We start from the raw sequence: 16,949 nt of genomic DNA on the forward strand, positions 1-16,949 counted from the left end.
CTTTGATTTTATACGGTATTTATTCCTATTATATAGTATACAAAATAAATTGCAAGCAATTTTGCGCTAAAATGAAAGTGTACGGCTTTAAAAATGCAAAAAATAGGGTCATTCCCCGCTTTTAGAGAATAATCCTGCAATTTTGCATATGAATTCACTTAAAATGCTTGTGTGCAGACGAATTTAATCTCTTCGATCTCCATACCGGTCTGGCCGAAGTAGAGCTTGAGATAATTCGTGCCGCCGAACAGCACGCCGATGTCCTGCTCTGCGGTAACGACCTCGCCGTTCGTGCCGTTGATCATGACCATGCCGCGCAGGTTACCGTCGATGAAGATAGACATCGGAATCTGCGCCACTTCATTGGCGTTTGCTTTTACGCGCATAACGAACTTATAGAGGCCGTTTTTCTTATAGCGGATGCCGAGAACGGTGGAAGCGCCTTTTTCCGTATTGACTGCGGAAATGTCGAGCGGGGCTTCGTCATCGATGAACTGATACTCGCCGTTGAAATCGACGTAATCTTCGCTCGTCTTCTCCGCTTCTGCGGCTTCGCGCTCCTCATCGCTCATGCGGCCGAGGCTGCGCTCCATCACAGGCGAGTTCATCACGGTGCGGCAGATATTCATCGCAGAGCGCACGAGCGCGTCACGCGTCAGTCTGCCGTCTGCAAGGGCGTCGTCCAAATTATCGTGTTGGCTGTTCGAGGCGGCGTCCGCGTTAACCATGTTGAGGTCATTCTGCGCGCGCACCTGTGCGGCGACGTTCTCGCGGGTGGCTTCTTCGCCCTCGCGATCGTTGCCCTTTGCCCACCAGTCGGTCATAACGGTACCTGTGAAGCCCCACTCGTCGCGCAAGATGGTCGTGAGCAGGTCGAAGTTGCTGGCCGTCCAAATGCCGTTCAGACCACCGTAGGTGGACATGACAGAGTATGCGCCGCCCTCTTTTACGGCCGTTTCAAACGCGCGCAGGTAAATTTCACGCAGTGCGCGCTCGGAAAGGGCGGAATCGATCTCGGTTCTCTTAAACTCCTGGTTGTTGCAGGCAAAGTGCTTGATGGTGCCGGTGACGCCGAAGCGGCGCATACCGCGCAGCTGTGCGGCGGCGAGCTTGCCGGTGAGCAGCGGGTCCTCCGAGAAATACTCAAAGTTTCTGCCGTTTAAGGGGCTGCGGTGGATATTGAGACCCGGGCCGAGAAGTGTGTCGACGTGGTTTTTGCGCTGCTCCTTGCCTTGCATGGCGAAAAGTTCTTCATTCAGCTTTTCGTTAAAGGTGCAGGCAAGCAAGGTGCCGTTCGGCAGGCTGAACGCGACGGTGCCGCAGTCCATACGAATGCCGGAGGGGCCGTCTGCACAGCAGGCTGTGGGAATGCCGAAGTTGACGAGGTTTTCCGTGACGCCGCCGAACGCGCCTGCGGTGCCCGCCGTGACCTTCGGAGAGTTCATGCCCTCGCCGCGCATAAGGCAGATGAGGTCTTCGTCGGAAAGCTGCGCTACAAAGTCTTCCAGCTCCGCTTTGCCGTCGAATACATCGCCGAGCTTGATGCCCTTGTCGCCCGTATACGACTTTGCAGGCTTTAATGCCGCCGCGCTGCGGGCCGCCATATCGTATTCGCGCTGCGGTGCGGGCTCGAATGCGATCGTGTTATTGTGATTCACCATGCGGTCAAACTTCGTGACCGGCGCGCACGCCTGCACGCATGTGCGAGTGACGGTATCTTCTTTCACTTCAAAGCTGCCGGAGAGCTTTGCGCAGCGCACGCAGCCGCCCGTGTAGACGTTATACGCGCCGCTTTCAAGCACATAGCAGAATCTGTGTCCCGTAACGCCGCTGTCGTCGTAGGACGCAAGATTTGCGATTGGGAACGTGAGCGTAAGCGTTTCGCTTTCGCCCGGCTGCAGGGTTTCGGTCTTTGCGAATGCGGCGAGGCTTCTTGCGGCCTTGCCGAGCTTGCCCTGCGGTGCTTCAACGAAGACGGTGACGACCTCTTTGCCCTGCACGTCGCCGGTGTTTTTCACAGTGACTTTCTCTGTAACGGTCTCGCCGTCGAAATTGAAGCTTTCAACCGTGCGGGTGAAGGTCGTGTAGCTGAGACCGTAGCCGAACGGATACAGCACACAGTCTTTTGCGAACGTCTCAAAGTAGCGGTAGCCGACGTAGATGTCTTCTTTATAAATAACCCGTGTGGGATCACCGAAGCCCTCTGTAGACGGATAATCGCTGATGTCAAGCGCGATGGTGTCGCTCAGCTTGCCGCACGGCGTGACAGTGCCTGTGAGAACATCTGCAGCGCCTGCGCCGCCCTCCTGGCCGCCCTGCCAGACGTACAGCACAGCGGCGGGATCGTATTCTTTCACCCACTTCATATCGATGATATTGCCGACGTTCAGCAGAACCGCAACACGCTTGAACGCGCCGCAAACCTCTTTTAACATCTGATGCTCGGCGGCCGTCAAGAGATAGCTGCCCTCTGCGGCACTGTTGTCCTTATCTTCACCTGCGGTGCGGCCGATGATGACAACGGCGATATCGGACTTTGCAGCAGCCTGCTCGGCGAGCTCTTTCGTGACGGGCATTTCCTCCTGGCACCACGGCTCCTGTGCCCAGCCCATACCCTTTTCAAACGGATGGTCCTTCAGCCAGTCACGGTAGGTCTGCTCCAGCTCCTCGTTGACGGAAATGTCTTTGTTTTCTTTTAAAGCGTCCAGAATGTTCGTGACGTAGCGGGTATTGACTGCGCCGCCGGAGCCTGTGCCGCTCTTATAATAGTCGAACTGAATTCTGCCGAACACGGAAACGCGCTCACCCTTTCGGATTGGCAGCGCCTTGTCGTCATTTTTCAGCAGCACGCAGCCTTCCGCCACAGCCTGACGCGCCAGCGCGGCATACTCGTTCCAATCGATCTTATACGGATTGCTCATTTTATTTTTCCTTTCTGCATGATCTATGTCGTTTACGGTGTATTCTCTTTGTTATAATGATAAACGATTTTGTGGATTTTATCAAGCCGCGCAGTTAAGTTTCTGCAAAAAAATCACGTGAACGAAAATTTTCGTTGTAAAACGCTTTAAAAACGGTTATGATACATATAAATAGAAACCCTTTACGGAAGGAGTTACCGTTATGCCTGCTTTTTATACCCATTATCGCTTTGGCTGCGATGTTTTAAAACAGCTGCCGGAGGACATCCGCAGCATTTGCACCGCGCACCGCGGGCTTTTTGACATTGGCTTACACGGACCGGACATCTACTTTTTCTATCGACCCGTTCTGCCGAACAAGGTGAACCGCATCGGCTATGCGGCACACAAGCGCTCCGGGCGCTACTTTTTACAGCGCGCACAGAAGGTCATTGCGTCTGCGCATGACAAAGATGCTGCCCGCGCGTATTTCTACGGGCTTTTGTGCCACTTTACGCTGGATTCTATCTGCCACCCGTACATCCACACGGCGATGAAAGAATTCAACGTCACGCACGCGGCGACGGAGACCGCTTTCGACCGCGCTTTGTTACTCAAAGACGGTAAAGACCCACAGCACTTTGACCCGTGCGGTCATTTTGAAGTGAACACGCGCAACGCCGCCGTGATCACGCCCTTCTACACGCCGGAAGCTACTGTGGCGCTGACCGAAAAGAGCATCTCCTCCATGGTATTCTACGGCCGTGTGCTGTTCACGCCGAACAAGGCGCTGCGCCGCGCCATTGACACCGGGCTTTACATCACGTTCCACCACGACGCCATTGCCGATATGATGATGACCACGCAGGACGTGCCGAGCTGCAAGCTGTGCACGGAGCACCTTATCGAACTGTACGGCAAAGCACTGGAGCTTGCGAAAACACTTTTCCCGGCTGCGCAAAAGCTGCTCCAAAACGAAAAAGTCTCCTGCCCGGAGCTTGACCGCACATTTGACGGCTGATTTCAAATTTTTACCAAAATGCCCGCCATGCAGAAACCAAAACGTTCTGCACAGCGGGCATTTTATTTCCCGGGTTTTACCCTATAGCAAAAGCTCCCGTTCACGAAAGCCTGTGAACGGGAGCTTTGATTTTCACTTACAGATCCAATCAGATTTCCGGCTCTACCAGATGGCAGGCGCAGAAATGACCCGGACGAATTTCACGCAGCTGCGGCTTCGACTCTCTGCACTTGTCGCAGGCGACCGGGCAACGGCCGGCAAAGTTGCAGCCCTTCGGCGTGTTGATCGGGCTCGGCACGTCGCCGGAAAGAATCTGGCGGTGCTTCTGCGCTTCTGCACTCGGGTCCGGAATCGGCACTGCGGAAAGCAGAGCCTTGGAGTACGGATGCAGCGTGTGCGCATACAGATCGTCGGAAGAAGCGAGCTCAACGACATTGCCGAGGTACATAACGGCAATACGGTCGCTGATGTACTTGACGATGTTAAGGTCATGCGCAATGAAGAGGAACGTCAGTCCGAGCTGCTGCTGCAGGTCGTGCAGCAGATTGATGATCTGGGACTGGATGGAAACGTCCAGTGCTGAGATCGGCTCATCACACACGATGAATTCCGGCTCGATAGCAAGCGCACGGGCAATGCCGATACGCTGGCGCTGACCGCCGGAGAACTCATGCGGGAAGCGGTTGGCGTGCTCTTTGTTCAGACCGACCAGTTCGAGGAGCTCGTATACGCGCTCCTGACGGCGCTTTGCGTCGTACATGCCGTGGATGACCATACCCTCTTCAATGATGGAGGAAACGGTCATACGCGGATCCAGAGAAGCGTACGGATCCTGGAAAATGATCTGCGCTTTTTTCGCATACTTGAAACGCGTTGCGGCGTTTTTCAGATTCAGCTCTTCGCCGGCATAGTAGAGCTTGCCGGACGTTGCGGGATAAATGCCCATGGCCACGCGGCCGAGCGTGGACTTGCCGCAGCCGGACTCGCCGACAAGGCCGAGCGTTTCGCCCTTATAAATATCGAGAGAAATGTGGTCGACGGCCTTCAGCATACCGCCGGAAACCTTAAAGTGCTTGCATACGTCGTCCAGAACGATCAGTTTTTCATTACTGCTCATCCGGCTCACCCCTTTCTGCTGCGCTCGGGCAATCGGGATGGAGCAGCCAGCATGCTGCCTCATGACCCTCGCCCACCTTGAATACCGGCGGCTGCTCCTCATGACAAATCTTCATGCAGTGTGTGCAGCGGGCACCGAAACCGCAGCCCTTCGGCGGGTTCAGCAAATCCGGCGGTGTGCCGGGGATGGAAACAAGGCGCTGGGTCTTGTTCATATCCACGGACGGCAGGCTCTTTAACAATGCCTGCGTGTACGGGTGCGCATTGCGGTAGAAAATATCCTCGCAGGTGCCGGTCTCTACAACCTTACCTGCATACATGACCGCCACGCGGTCTGCCATGGACGCCACGACGCCGAGGTCGTGCGTGATGAGGATAATCGCGGTGCTGGTCTTCTCTTTGATCTCGGCGAGCAGATCCATAATCTGCGCCTGAATGGTCACGTCCAGTGCGGTGGTCGGCTCATCGGCAATGAGGAGCTTCGGGTTGCAGGAAAGTGCCATTGCAATCATGGCACGCTGACGCATGCCGCCGGAGAATTCGTGCGGATACTGCTTTGCACGCTCTTCCGGGTTCGGAATGTTAACAAGGGAGAGGTATTTAATGGCTTCCGCCTTCGCCTCTGCCTTGGAAAGATGACGGTGGTGCTGAATGGCCTCGACAATCTGCTTGCCGACAGGCTTTGTCGGGTTCAGGCAGGTCATCGGGTCCTGGAAGATCATGGAAACTTCCTTGCCGCGAATCTTCTGCATTTCTTTTTCGTTCGCGGCTACGATGTCGTGCTCGCCGAGCTGCACGCTGCCCTCTTTAATTCTTGCGGGCGGCATGGGGTTCAGCTTCATGATGGTCTGCGCCGTGACGCTCTTGCCGCAGCCGGACTCACCGACGATGGCGAGCACTTCGCCCTCGCTCAGCGAGAATGTGACGCCGCGGACAGCCTTGACCTCACCGGCGTAGGTATCGAAGGAAACGTGCAGGTTCTGCACATCTAATACTTTATTCATGTTGAATTACCTCCTCAAGCGCGGGTCAAATGCATCGCGCAGGCCGTCGCCCAACAGGTTGAAGGAAAGCATTGTAAGGCTGATGGCAACTGCCGGCACAACAAGCTGGTACGGATACGTCATGAACACATCTTGACCGCCCTTTGCCAGAACGCCCCAAGACGGCTGCGGAACCGGAACACCGAGACCGATGTAGGAAAGGAATGCCTCGGTGAAAATCGCGCTCGGAATTGCGAGGGTGACGTTGATGATGATAACGGAAAGCGCATTCGGAATGAGGTGCTTTGCAATGATTCTGGAGCTCTTTGCGCCCATGGCTTCTGCCGCCACGATATATTCCTGGCTCTTGAGCTGGAGCACCTGACCACGCACAAGACGTGCCATGCCGGTCCAGCCGGTGATGCCGTAGGCGACGACCATGGTGAAGATGCCCTTCGGGAGCACCATCATCAAAAGGATAACGACGATGAGGTACGGAATACCGTTGACGATTTCCACGATACGCATCATGATGGTATCAACCGCGCCGCCGATATAACCGGAAATACCGCCGTAGATCAGGCCGACGATGAGGTTGACGAACACGGCTGCGAACGCGATCATCAGAGAGACGCGGCCGCCTTCAAAGGCGCGCAGGAAAAGGTCACGGCCGAGGTTATCGGTGCCGAAATAGTGTACATGGTGCTGTCCCTCATAGCGGGAATCTGTACAAACTGTCATGAAGCCCTTGTTGACTTCGCCAAGGTGCTGTTCGCGGCTCTCAAACGGAGAGAAGAACGGCACGACGATGCAGGAAAGGATGAGAAGCACGATGATAAAGAAACACACAACGGCAACTTTGTTTTTCATCAGTCTGCCGATGGCGTCTTTCCAGAAGGTCGTGCTCGGGCGGGAAATGCCCTCGCGGCGAGCGGAATCGGAACCGATCCACTCAAAACGGCTTTTATCTATCTGTGTCATACTCAGCCCTCCAATTTCACGCGCGGATCAATGAGACCATACGCAATATCGACTACGAGGTTCGCAATAATAAGGAACGCGCCGTAGAAAACCGTGGTGCCGCAGATCATGGTGTAATCGCAACCCTGAATGCTCTGCACAAAATACCTGCCGAGACCCGGGATACCGAAAACGCTTTCTACAACGAAGCCGCCGGTGAGGATGCCTGCCGTGATCGGGCCGAGAACCGTGACGACCGGCATGATGGCGTTGCGCATTGCATGCTTAAAGATGATGCCGCTCTGGGAAAGGCCCTTTGCCTTAGCGGTCTTGATGTAATCCTGACCGAGAACATCCAGCATGCTGGTACGCATCAGACGGGAGATTGTTGCGAGAGAACCGAAGCCGAGTGCGATAACCGGGAGAATGTGGCTGTTGAAGCCTTCCCAGCCGGTAACGGCGAAAAGGCGCATGCCCGTTGCCTGATACATCTTGAGGCCGAGGAAATACTGCAAAATAGAGGCCACAACGAACGACGGAACGGAAACACCGAGCAGTGCAATAATCATGGCAACTGTGTCGGCTGCCTTGCCGCGCTTGATGGCTGCGAGTGTGCCGAGCAGTACGCCGCCGATGAAGGCAAAGCAAATGGAACGGATACCGACATCAAACGAAACGGCAAATGCTTCGGTGATCATCAATGTGACCGCACGGTTATAGGTAAGGGAAACGCCAAGGTCGCCCTGCACAACATTACCGATATAAATGAAGAACTGCTGCCATACGGGCTTATCCAGACCGTATTTCGCATAAAGCGCTTCCATCTGTGCCGCGGGAAGCTGCTTTTCACCGGTGAACGGGTCGCCCGGAAGAAACTGCATCATGAAGAATGTGATCGCGACCAACAGGAACAGGGTAACAATGGAATAGCCCACGCGCTTTAAGATGTACTTAGTCATGTGCAATCCACCTCTCTTTGATAGTTTAATAGAATGATTAAAGGTTATGCGGACAAAGCCGCCGACGTTTTTGGGAACGATGCCGCCAAAGCGTCCGCGGCCTTGTCCGATAAACGACAATATGACAATATAACAAAAAATGTGCGCAAAAGCTCGGAAATTATTCTGCCGCCTTTGGCACATCAATTTTGTGAACTTAGCGAATGCAGCTTGTATTGCCGTTCGCGGAAATCCCCAAAATTTCGGGGAAACAAGGCTTTACTCACCCAACACAGTGATGCGTATATCACCTAAAAGTGTTGAAGTAAAAGATTAAAAGAATAAATACAGTTCGGTGCGGCGCACCCTTTTAAGATGCACCGCAAGCCGTAACCGTATTTGAATTTCTTTTAAGTATCCGGGTCAGCGCCCGTAAGGTTTTCGATTAGGAAAGCTTTACGTAAACAGCGTTGATATCCTGGAACGTAGATCTGTGCATACCGCCCTTGATCTTATCGGAGCAAGCATAGGACGGAGCTCTCCAGAAGGCCGGGCCGATCGGGAGCTGATCCGCAATGATCTGCTCGCACTCGATGAAGTAAGACTCACGCTTTTCGAGGTCGGTCTCCTTGGATGCGAGGTCGATGAGCTCATCGTATCTCTCGTTGGAGAAGCCGGTCTGGTTGTTGCCGCCATCGGTGACCCACAGGTCAAGGAAGGTGTTCGGGTCGTTGTAGTCCGGGCCCCAACCGGTGAGGGACATGACATAGTTGCCGGTCTTACGGTTCTGAGAACCCTGCTTGGTGATCATGGAGTTAACGGCAACCTCGATGCCGAGAACCTGTCTCCACTGCTCCTGATAGAAGGAAGCTTCTGCAATAGACGTTGCGGAGTCGCCGCAGTCGATGGAGAGGTGAGCGGAGAGATCGTCTACCGTGCAGCCGAGCTCGGAGAGAGCCGTTGCAAGGTATTCCTTAGCCTTTTCCTGGTCACGGGACGGCGCATACAGCTCGCCGACCTTACCTGCAAAGGAGGTGCCGTCAGCAGCGGCAACACCGGGCGCCGTGAAGGAAGTCATCGGCTCGTTATCGTTCTGCCAAACCGTATCAATTTCCTTCTGCGCGTCAATTGCATTGAACAGTGCACGACGGAGATTTACATTGGAGAGATACTGGTCATTGTTGTTGAAGTAAATGTAGAATGCGGAACCATCCGTATAAGACTGAATCGTAGCACCTGCTGCTGTAGCCTGCTTGATGAGTTCGCCGGTGCCGAGACCGACCATATCCAGGTCGCCTGCGAGGAAGGAGGAGAGAGCTGCGTTGGCATCGGTGATGATCTTCCAATCGATCTCTTCAACTTCTACGTCTGCTGCGCCGTGCCATGCATCGTTTTTCTGCATAACGATCTTATCGTTGTGGCTCCACTCGGTAAGAGCGAACGGGCCGTTCGTGCAGAAGTACTGTGCTTCTGTGGAGTAGAGGTCTGCGCCTACAGCCTCATAGAATCTCTGGTTGATCGGAGCAAGGGTGCCGAAGGAGAACAGGAACAGTGCGTACGGAGTCGGCTGCTCCATGGTAACCTCGAGGGTATAATCATCGACAACCTTTACACCAACTTCGTCCCAAGTAACTTCACCGTTGAAGTACTTTTCAGCGTTCTTGATGAAGTAGAGGAAGTAAGCGTAATCAGAAGCAACATCCGGGTTCAAAGCCTGACTCCAAGCAAACTCGAAGTCCTTAGCCGTGACCGGATCGCCGTTTGTCCAAACGCCGTCCTTACGGAGGTGGAAGGTGTAGGTGAGGGTATCCTCATCGTAGTCCCAGCTCTCAGCTGCGCCCGGGGCTGTGTTGTCGTCATCGTCGAGGGTGACGAGGTTCTCATACATGTGCTTGAACAAGGCGAACTCAATGGAGTATGTGGAGGTCAGGGTGTTCAGGCCTGTCGGCTCCATACCTGTGTTCAGGCTGATGGTCTTTGCAGCGTCTACGGTCTTCGGGGTGAAGATTGCCGTAGCGTCACCGGATGCAGCCGGGGTGGAATCTTCGGAACCGGTGGATTCTGCGCTGCTTTCGGAAGCTGTGCTGCTCTCGGTAGATGCCGTGGAGCTGGAGCTGTTGCCGCCGCACCCTGCGAATGCGGAAACAACCAACGCCGCGGACAGAACCAGAGCCAAAACCTTCTTCAGTTTCATTTCTTGTTCCTCCTAATGTGATAGGTGATAGAATTATGAAATTTTCGTTCAAAGAAAATTCATATTGCATACATAATACAGCATAAAGCGCTAAATCGCAAGTGGCAAAACTATGGAAATCTCGTCCTGTTTTCCATGTATTTTTGTGGATTATGACCTTGAGGCATATACACACCATGCAATTTTTCATGATAGTATTGCAATTTTGTAATTAAATCCGCCCAAAATCCGCCAAAAAAAGCCGCTTCAGGGGCGTGTCCTCGACAAAAATACAAGTTTCCGTGTATTGTGCACGAACGACGGATAGAAGCCAAATTCTTGCATTTTACGGCAAAATCCGGCAAGTTTTCTCCTGTTTTTGAAAGAGAACGCGCAAAAATGCAGTTTGCCCGGAAAATATGTTGGACATTTTCAAAATTTTGTCTGCCTGCCTCTCCCCTATGTGCGCTGTTTTCTACGTGTTTTTTGCTGCAAAGCCATTCCTATATATATAGTATATGATGCTTTAGTATCGATATAGAATATCGATTTTTGCTTTAGCTTGCATCAGATGTCCTTCACTATGCACGCTTACCGGTTTTTGTGCAACTGTGGAAAACAAAACAGAACCCCTTCGCCGTGCAGACGAAGGGGTTCCGTAATGCAAATTTAAAATCAGCCGTGGATGGAGTAGTTCGGGGCTTCCTTCGTAATCTGAATGTCATGCGGATGGCTTTCCTTCAAACCCGCACCCGTAATGCGCACGAACTGTGCCTTCTCGTGCATTTCCGGGATATTTGCACAGCCCACATAACCCATGCCGGAGCGCAGACCGCCGACCATCTGATAGATGGTATCTGCGAGCGGTCCCTTATAAGGCACACGGCCCTCGACGCCTTCCGGAACGTACTTCTTGTTGTTTGCCTGGAAGTAGCGGTCGCTGGAGCCCTTACCCATCGCGCCCAGAGAGCCCATGCCGCGGTAGACCTTGAACTGTCTGCCCTGATAGAGCTCGTACTCGCCGGGGGTCTCCTTGCAGCCTGCCACAAGGGAGCCGAGCATAACAACGCTTGCACCTGCTGCGAGCGCCTTGACGATATCACCGCTGTACTTGATGCCGCCGTCTGCGATGACCGGGACGCCGTATTCTGCCGCCGCGCATGCTGCATCATACACAGCCGTGACCTGCGGCACACCGATACCGGCAACCACACGGGTGGTGCAGATGGAGCCCGGGCCGATGCCGATCTTTACGCAGTCTGCGCCGGCTTCGATGAGCGCGCGGGTGCCTTCTGCCGTTGCAACGTTACCCGCAATGAGTTGGAGGTCCGGGTATGCTTTCTTGACCTTTTTCACTGCTTCGATGATGCCGCTGTTATGGCCGTGTGCGGAATCGAGCACGACAACGTCAACCTGTGCTTCCACAAGGGCAGCAACGCGGTCCAGAACGTCAGCCGTAGCGCCGATAGCCGCGCCGCAGAGCAGACGGCCGCCTTCGTCTCTTGCGGAGTTCGGGTACTGCACGGCTTTTTCAATATCTTTGATCGTGATGAGACCCTTCAAATAGCCCTTTTCATCGACAATCGGAAGCTTTTCGATTCTGTGGCGGCGCAAAATCTCCTGTGCGTCCTTAAGGGTGGTACCGACCGGCGCGGTGACGAGGTGATCCTTCGTCATGACGTTTTCAATTTTCTGGTCGAAATCGGAGCCGGACATGAAGCGCAGGTCGCGGTTCGTGATGATGCCGACGAGCTTGCCGTTTTCGCAGATCGGCACGCCGGAGATCTTGTAGCGGCCCATGAGGTTATCCGCCTCGCGCACGGTGTTCTCCGGCGCAAGGAAGAACGGATCAACGATAACGCCGTTCTCGGAGCGCTTGACCATATCGACCTGATCAGCTTGGCGCTCAATGGACATGTTCTTGTGAATGATGCCGATGCCGCCCTCACGCGCAATGGCAATGGCCATATCCGCTTCCGTGACGGTATCCATAGCCGCCGTCATAATGGGGGTGTTCAGCTTAATCTTCTTTGTGAGATGAGTGGAAATGTCTACCTGACTGGGCAGTACGTGTGATTCTGCCGGGATCAGAAGAACGTCGTCAAAGGTGAGCCCCTCTTTGACAAACTTAGAGGTGAATTCTGTGTTCAGCATACCGTCAACCATCCTTTCGCCTTGTGCACCGTGTTTTGTTGTCTTTATGCGGTAATTTCCGCATACCGCATAGGAAAAATTTCCCGGCAAGCCGGAGAAAATATATTATTTGATATTAGATTGTACCACTTTCGCGGTACATTTTCAACTGTTTTGTCCTCGAAAAAACAGAGATACCCGCTGAGCGTTCTATGCGCTTTTTAGGGAAAAGCCACAAAAAGCGGTTTTATGTGGCTAACTTCCAGATTTTGGGACGATTTTTGCAGGATTTTGACGGACTGAACTTCTAAAAAGCACTCCATTTGTAAAAAACTTCATACAGAAATTACAAAATATCTTGACACTCCGCTCCGTTTGATATACCCTAAAACTACTGTATCAAAAGCATATCTCCCGTACCCGACATATTCGGCGCACGGCATATTTTCCGCGCTTTCCCTATTACACTCGGCCCTATTGGGCTAAAAGGATGGTTTTTCATGAACAAGCTTCGCAGATTGCGCTCCCTCTCCCCGGAGATGGCGGAAACGCTGCGCCTTGCCGGCGTGCAGGGCATTTTTTGGGCGGCCATGGCGGTAGGCAATTATCAAACAGTCTACCTGCAAAGCATCGGCTTTCCCGCTACGGATTTCGGCTTATTAAACGCCATTGCCTGTGCCGTCGCTATTTTTGCCATGACGTTTTGGGGCACGGTGAGCGACCGTATCGGCAGCGTGCGCAAAATTGTCATTTTAACGCTGACGCTCGGCTGCGGCCTTTTCATTTTTGTGCCGCTCATTCCGACGGGGCAATCCTACTCGACGCTATTATTTCTAATCTTGATCCCGATCATCAACTTTTTCCGCGTACCGATGTCGCCGTTTGTCGATAACCTTACGGTGCGCAACTGTGCGGAGCATCGACTGAATTACGGCATGGTACGCAGCAGCGGCTCGCTTTTGTTTGCCATTGCCGGTGTTATCACGGTAAACGCGCTCATTCCTGCGGCGGGTGTGCCTTCGACATTCTGGGTGATGGGCATTGTGATGATTCCCGCCATTGTACTGACGTATTTCTGCTTTGAGCCGCAGAGCGGCAAGCGTGTAAAAAAGAGCGCAACGGGTGCCGGCGTACTGCTGAAAAACTACGCATACATGGCGTTTCTCATTTTTGCATTCTTCTTCCAGATGGCCGTGGCGTTTGAAGGGAGCTTTTTGACGTATTACATGGCGGATATCCAGATTGATACCGTCAATCTTGGGCTTATTCTCTCCGTGCGCGCTATGATGGAGATCCCGTTTCTTTTCTTCATCGGCCGCCTGCGCCGCCATATCAAGATGAAATACCTCATCATGCTTTCTGCAATTTTGATGGCGACGGAATGTCTGTGCTTCTGCTTCCTTGTGAATTCGCTGCCGACTATGTTGGTGTTTGCCGCGTTTTACGGCCTTGGTAACGGTGCATTTCTCGGCACGGGCACGAACTATATCTATGAGCTTGCACCCGTGGAGCTGCGTGCCACGGCGCACAGCCTGTTCATTTCCGTGGCGCAAATCTCCGGCATTCTCGGCAACCTGCTCGGCGGCGTTCTGTTTGACACCATCGGCGGCAAAGCGTTCTATGGCGTAACAGCCTGCGTATTCCTCGTTTCCGTTGCGATCTTTGCCGCAAGCTTTCTCTTCCACCGAAATAAAAAAGAAACGGCTGCGGCATGACCTTCAAATACTCTGTGCTCTTAAAGGCTCGCTTCGGCGGGCCTTTTGTTTTGTCTGAAAACACACGCCTTTTTTGTATATGTCGAAATGACGTTTCCAATCCATTTTACGCTGCTTTTTAGCGTACCCGCACGCAACATGTCGTAAAAATGAATGCGTAAAGTATATTGCCTTTCCATATATAGCCGATACCTTGTGAAAAGCTTTGCTTTCTCCACTATACCGTGTGCTTTTCCACACTTTCCACCGAGTTTTCCACACCATAATTTTGCGGAACTGTGTATATTTATACATAGTTCCATTCTGCGTTTGTACGGTTGTTTGTTCTCGTACCATGGACACAACTGTATATATCCGTCGAAATTTGTCTGCAAACGGAGATACATACGTTCGAAACCGTTGAATATTCTTTCACTCCTTTAAGTTGAAAATCGGTTTTCCACATATCCTCAGAAAAAGTTTTGAACAAGACGATGACGAAAACTGCCGCCTTTTAAAAGTTCATGTTCTTTCGTTCCGCTTTGCATCATTTCTCCTATTTTTTGATATGGTCGTCAGAGCAAGTCTTTCTATAAGCAGACGACAAAAGAGGCACACGCATTTTACTTTGCATGTGCCTCTTTTGTCACCTATTTAATTTGCAAAAATTACTTTTTCGGGACGATAACTTCCTTGCCGCCCATGTACGGACGCAGAGCTTCCGGGATGCGAACACTGCCGTCTGCCTGGAGGTTGTTCTCAAGGAATGCGATGAGCATACGCGGCGGTGCAACAACGGTGTTGTTCAGCGTGTGGGCAAGGTACTTGCCGTTTTCGCCGTTTACACGGATGCGCAGGCGGCGCGCCTGTGCGTCACCGAGGTTGGAGCAGCTGCCGACCTCAAAGTACTTCTTCTGGCGCGGAGACCACGCTTCAACGTCCACAGACTTAACCTTCAGGTCTGCGAGGTCGCCCGAGCAGCACTCGAGCGTGCGGACCGGGATATCCATGCTGCGGAACAGGTCTACGGTGTTCTTCCAGAGCTTATCATACCACTTCATGGAGTCTTCCGGCTTGCAGACGACAATCATTTCCTGCTTTTCAAACTGGTGAATACGGTAAACGCCGCGCTCCTCGATGCCGTGTGCACCTTTTTCCTTACGGAAGCACGGAGAATAGCTGGTCAGCGTGAGCGGCAGTTCGGCTTCCGTCAGGATCTGGTCGATGAATTTACCGATCATGGAGTGCTCGCTGGTACCGACGAGATACAGGTCTTCACCCTCGATCTTGTACATCATGGAATCCATTTCCGCAAAGCTCATAACGCCGGTAACGACATCGCTGCGAATCATATACGGCGGGATAACATACGTGAAGCCGCGGTCAATCATAAAATCGCGTGCATACGCGATAACGGCGGAGTGCAGACGCGCGATGTCACCCATCAGATAATAGAACCCGTTACCCGCAACACGGCGTGCAGCATCCAAATCAATACCGTTGAAGCGTTCCATAATCTCCGTGTGGTACGGAACCGGGAAATCCGGCACGACCGGCTCGCCGAAACGCTCAACCTCGACGTTTTCGCTGTCGTCTTTGCCGACCGGCACGCTGGCATCGATGATATTCGGAATCGTCATCATGATCTTGAGGATCTTCTCGTCGAGCTCCTTTTCCTTCGCTTCTGCGGCGATGAGCTCATCGGACTGTGCCTTGACCTGTGCCTTGACTTCCTCAGCCTCGGCCTTCTTACCCTGACCCATCAGTGCACCGATCTGCTTGGAGAGCTTATTTCTGGAAGCGCGCAGGCTGTCGGCCTTCTGCTGCGTAGCGCGTTTTTCGGCGTCCAGCTCGATGACTTCATCGACAAGCGGAAGCTTCGCGTCTTGGAACTTTTTCTTGATATTCTCGCGGACAATGTCCGGATTTTCTCTCAAAAATTTAATATCGATCATTTTGGAACATTCCTTTCGGTTATTTGTGGCTTTTTAAGCGTTCTTCTTGGTTCTTGGGTTGGTTTCACATTGCGAAACTCCAATAGGCAAAAAAGTATGTCGAGCTCCGCGGAGCTCGACCAAGGGGTTTACCCTTGGAACCCACAGCCTTTTGAAAAAGGCCGGCGAAAACTTTATTTGCCCCGTTCACTTTAGCTTTGTGATTTACTCGCCCGTTTTATCGGTCAATTTCAAATCATACAGCAGGTTCTTGAGGTCTTCCTCGCCATAAAACTCGATTGTCAGCGCCGCTTTTTTCTTTGTGCCGGAGATATACACCACACGGTTTAAAACGTCACGAAGTGCAAGCTCGGCCTCGTCATAGTAGCGGATGCGGCGCTTTGCGGGTTTATCTGCCTTTTCCGGCTTCTCCTCGTTTGCGCGCTTTGCCATTTTTTCCAGCTCTCGCACGGAGATGCCCTCCATGGTCACGCGTCTTGCCGCCGCTTTCATCTGGTCTTCGTTTTTGAAGCTCAGCAGCGTTCTGGCATGGCCCGCAGTCATTTCGCCGCGCTCCAGCATGTTCTGCATATCCTCCGGCAGATTCAAAAGCCGCAGTGCATTCGTGATTGCCGGGCGGGATTTGCCCACTGTTTTTGCAATCTCCTCCTGCGTGAACTCGAAGTTATCCATCAGCATCTTGTAGCCATTTGCTTCTTCCAACGGCTTCAAATCCTCACGCTGCAAGTTCTCAATCAGCGCCAGCTGCATCACTTCGCTGTCCGTCAGGTCGCGGATAACCGCCGGTACGGTCGTCAGTCCTGCCATGCGAGAAGCACGCCAGCGTCGTTCGCCCGCAACGATCTGATAGCCGCCGGAAAGCAGTGGGCGCACCAAGATTGGTTGCAAAACGCCGTGCTGCGCAATAGAATCCGCCAGCTCGGTCATCGCGCCGTCATCAAAGCTCTGGCGCGGCTGCGTACGGTTCGGCTCTAAGTCGTTTATGCTGAGCTCCACCGCGCCGGCATCGTCCTCACGCGCATTGTCATAGAAAATTGCGTCCAGCCCCTTGCCGAGGCCTCCTTTTTTTGCCATTG

At 52.9% G+C, this 16,949-nt stretch carries 11 protein-coding genes; 2 read left to right on the top strand and 9 right to left on the bottom strand.

Annotated elements, in window-relative coordinates; genetic code table 11:
• Positions 1-158 precede the first annotated feature (158 nt).
• Positions 159-2,921 (bottom strand): glycoside hydrolase family 3 C-terminal domain-containing protein, encoded by a 2,763-nt coding sequence (locus R2K26_RS10550; protein ID WP_316520668.1) that lies wholly within the window; start codon positions 2,919-2,921, stop codon positions 159-161.
• A 202-nt stretch (positions 2,922-3,123) separates the two neighbouring features.
• On the opposite strand from R2K26_RS10550, the gene R2K26_RS10555 reads away from it, so the two are divergent.
• Positions 3,124-3,921 carry a zinc dependent phospholipase C family protein gene (locus tag R2K26_RS10555; protein WP_176819650.1) on the top strand — a complete coding sequence of 266 codons (798 nt, stop codon included), beginning with the start codon at positions 3,124-3,126 and terminating at the stop codon, positions 3,919-3,921.
• A gap of 148 nt (positions 3,922-4,069) precedes the next feature.
• Here R2K26_RS10555 and R2K26_RS10560 read toward each other — a convergent pair whose 3' ends face one another.
• The 6 genes from R2K26_RS10560 to guaB all read right to left on the bottom strand — a co-directional run bounded on the left by R2K26_RS10560 (position 4,070) and on the right by guaB (position 12,245).
• Complete coding sequence (locus R2K26_RS10560; protein ID WP_176819651.1) at positions 4,070-5,038, bottom strand: ABC transporter ATP-binding protein; 969 nt, start codon at positions 5,036-5,038, stop codon at positions 4,070-4,072.
• Positions 5,028-6,041, bottom strand: coding sequence for an ABC transporter ATP-binding protein (locus R2K26_RS10565; protein WP_176819652.1), 1,014 nt, complete (start codon positions 6,039-6,041; stop codon positions 5,028-5,030). The genes R2K26_RS10560 and R2K26_RS10565 overlap by 11 nt, the downstream gene beginning before the upstream one ends.
• 6 nt (positions 6,042-6,047) lie before the next feature.
• A complete protein-coding gene (locus R2K26_RS10570; RefSeq protein ID WP_316520678.1) occupies positions 6,048-7,001 on the bottom strand; it encodes an ABC transporter permease in 954 nt (317 codons plus the stop codon).
• Positions 7,002-7,003: 2 nt separating this feature from the next.
• Positions 7,004-7,939: an ABC transporter permease gene (locus R2K26_RS10575; RefSeq protein WP_316520681.1), complete on the bottom strand. Its 936-nt coding sequence runs from the start codon at positions 7,937-7,939 to the stop codon at positions 7,004-7,006.
• Between the two features lie 424 nt (positions 7,940-8,363).
• The gene (locus tag R2K26_RS10580) at positions 8,364-10,112 is read right to left on the bottom strand and encodes a peptide ABC transporter substrate-binding protein (RefSeq protein ID WP_316520684.1); all 1,749 of its coding nucleotides are present in this window, start codon (positions 10,110-10,112) and stop codon (positions 8,364-8,366) included.
• A gap of 654 nt (positions 10,113-10,766) precedes the next feature.
• On the bottom strand, positions 10,767-12,245 hold the full coding sequence (gene guaB / locus R2K26_RS10585; protein ID WP_316520687.1) for an IMP dehydrogenase: 1,479 nt from the start codon (positions 12,243-12,245) through the stop codon (positions 10,767-10,769).
• A gap of 479 nt (positions 12,246-12,724) precedes the next feature.
• On the opposite strand from guaB, the gene R2K26_RS10590 reads away from it, so the two are divergent.
• On the top strand, positions 12,725-13,939 hold the full coding sequence (locus R2K26_RS10590; RefSeq protein ID WP_316520689.1) for an MFS transporter: 1,215 nt from the start codon (positions 12,725-12,727) through the stop codon (positions 13,937-13,939).
• Between the two features lie 647 nt (positions 13,940-14,586).
• Here R2K26_RS10590 and serS read toward each other — a convergent pair.
• Together serS and R2K26_RS10600 are read right to left on the bottom strand one after the other, a co-directional pair.
• A complete protein-coding gene (serS, locus tag R2K26_RS10595) occupies positions 14,587-15,873 on the bottom strand; it encodes a serine--tRNA ligase (RefSeq protein WP_316520693.1) in 1,287 nt (428 codons plus the stop codon).
• A gap of 204 nt (positions 15,874-16,077) precedes the next feature.
• Positions 16,078-16,947, bottom strand: coding sequence for a ParB/RepB/Spo0J family partition protein (locus R2K26_RS10600; RefSeq protein ID WP_316520696.1), 870 nt, complete (start codon positions 16,945-16,947; stop codon positions 16,078-16,080).
• Between the last annotated feature and the right edge of the window lie 2 nt (positions 16,948-16,949).

It is taken from the genome of Neglectibacter sp. CSJ-5, from assembly GCF_032490475.1.
Classification (GTDB): Bacteria; Bacillota; Clostridia; order Oscillospirales; family Acutalibacteraceae; genus Hominenteromicrobium; species Hominenteromicrobium mulieris.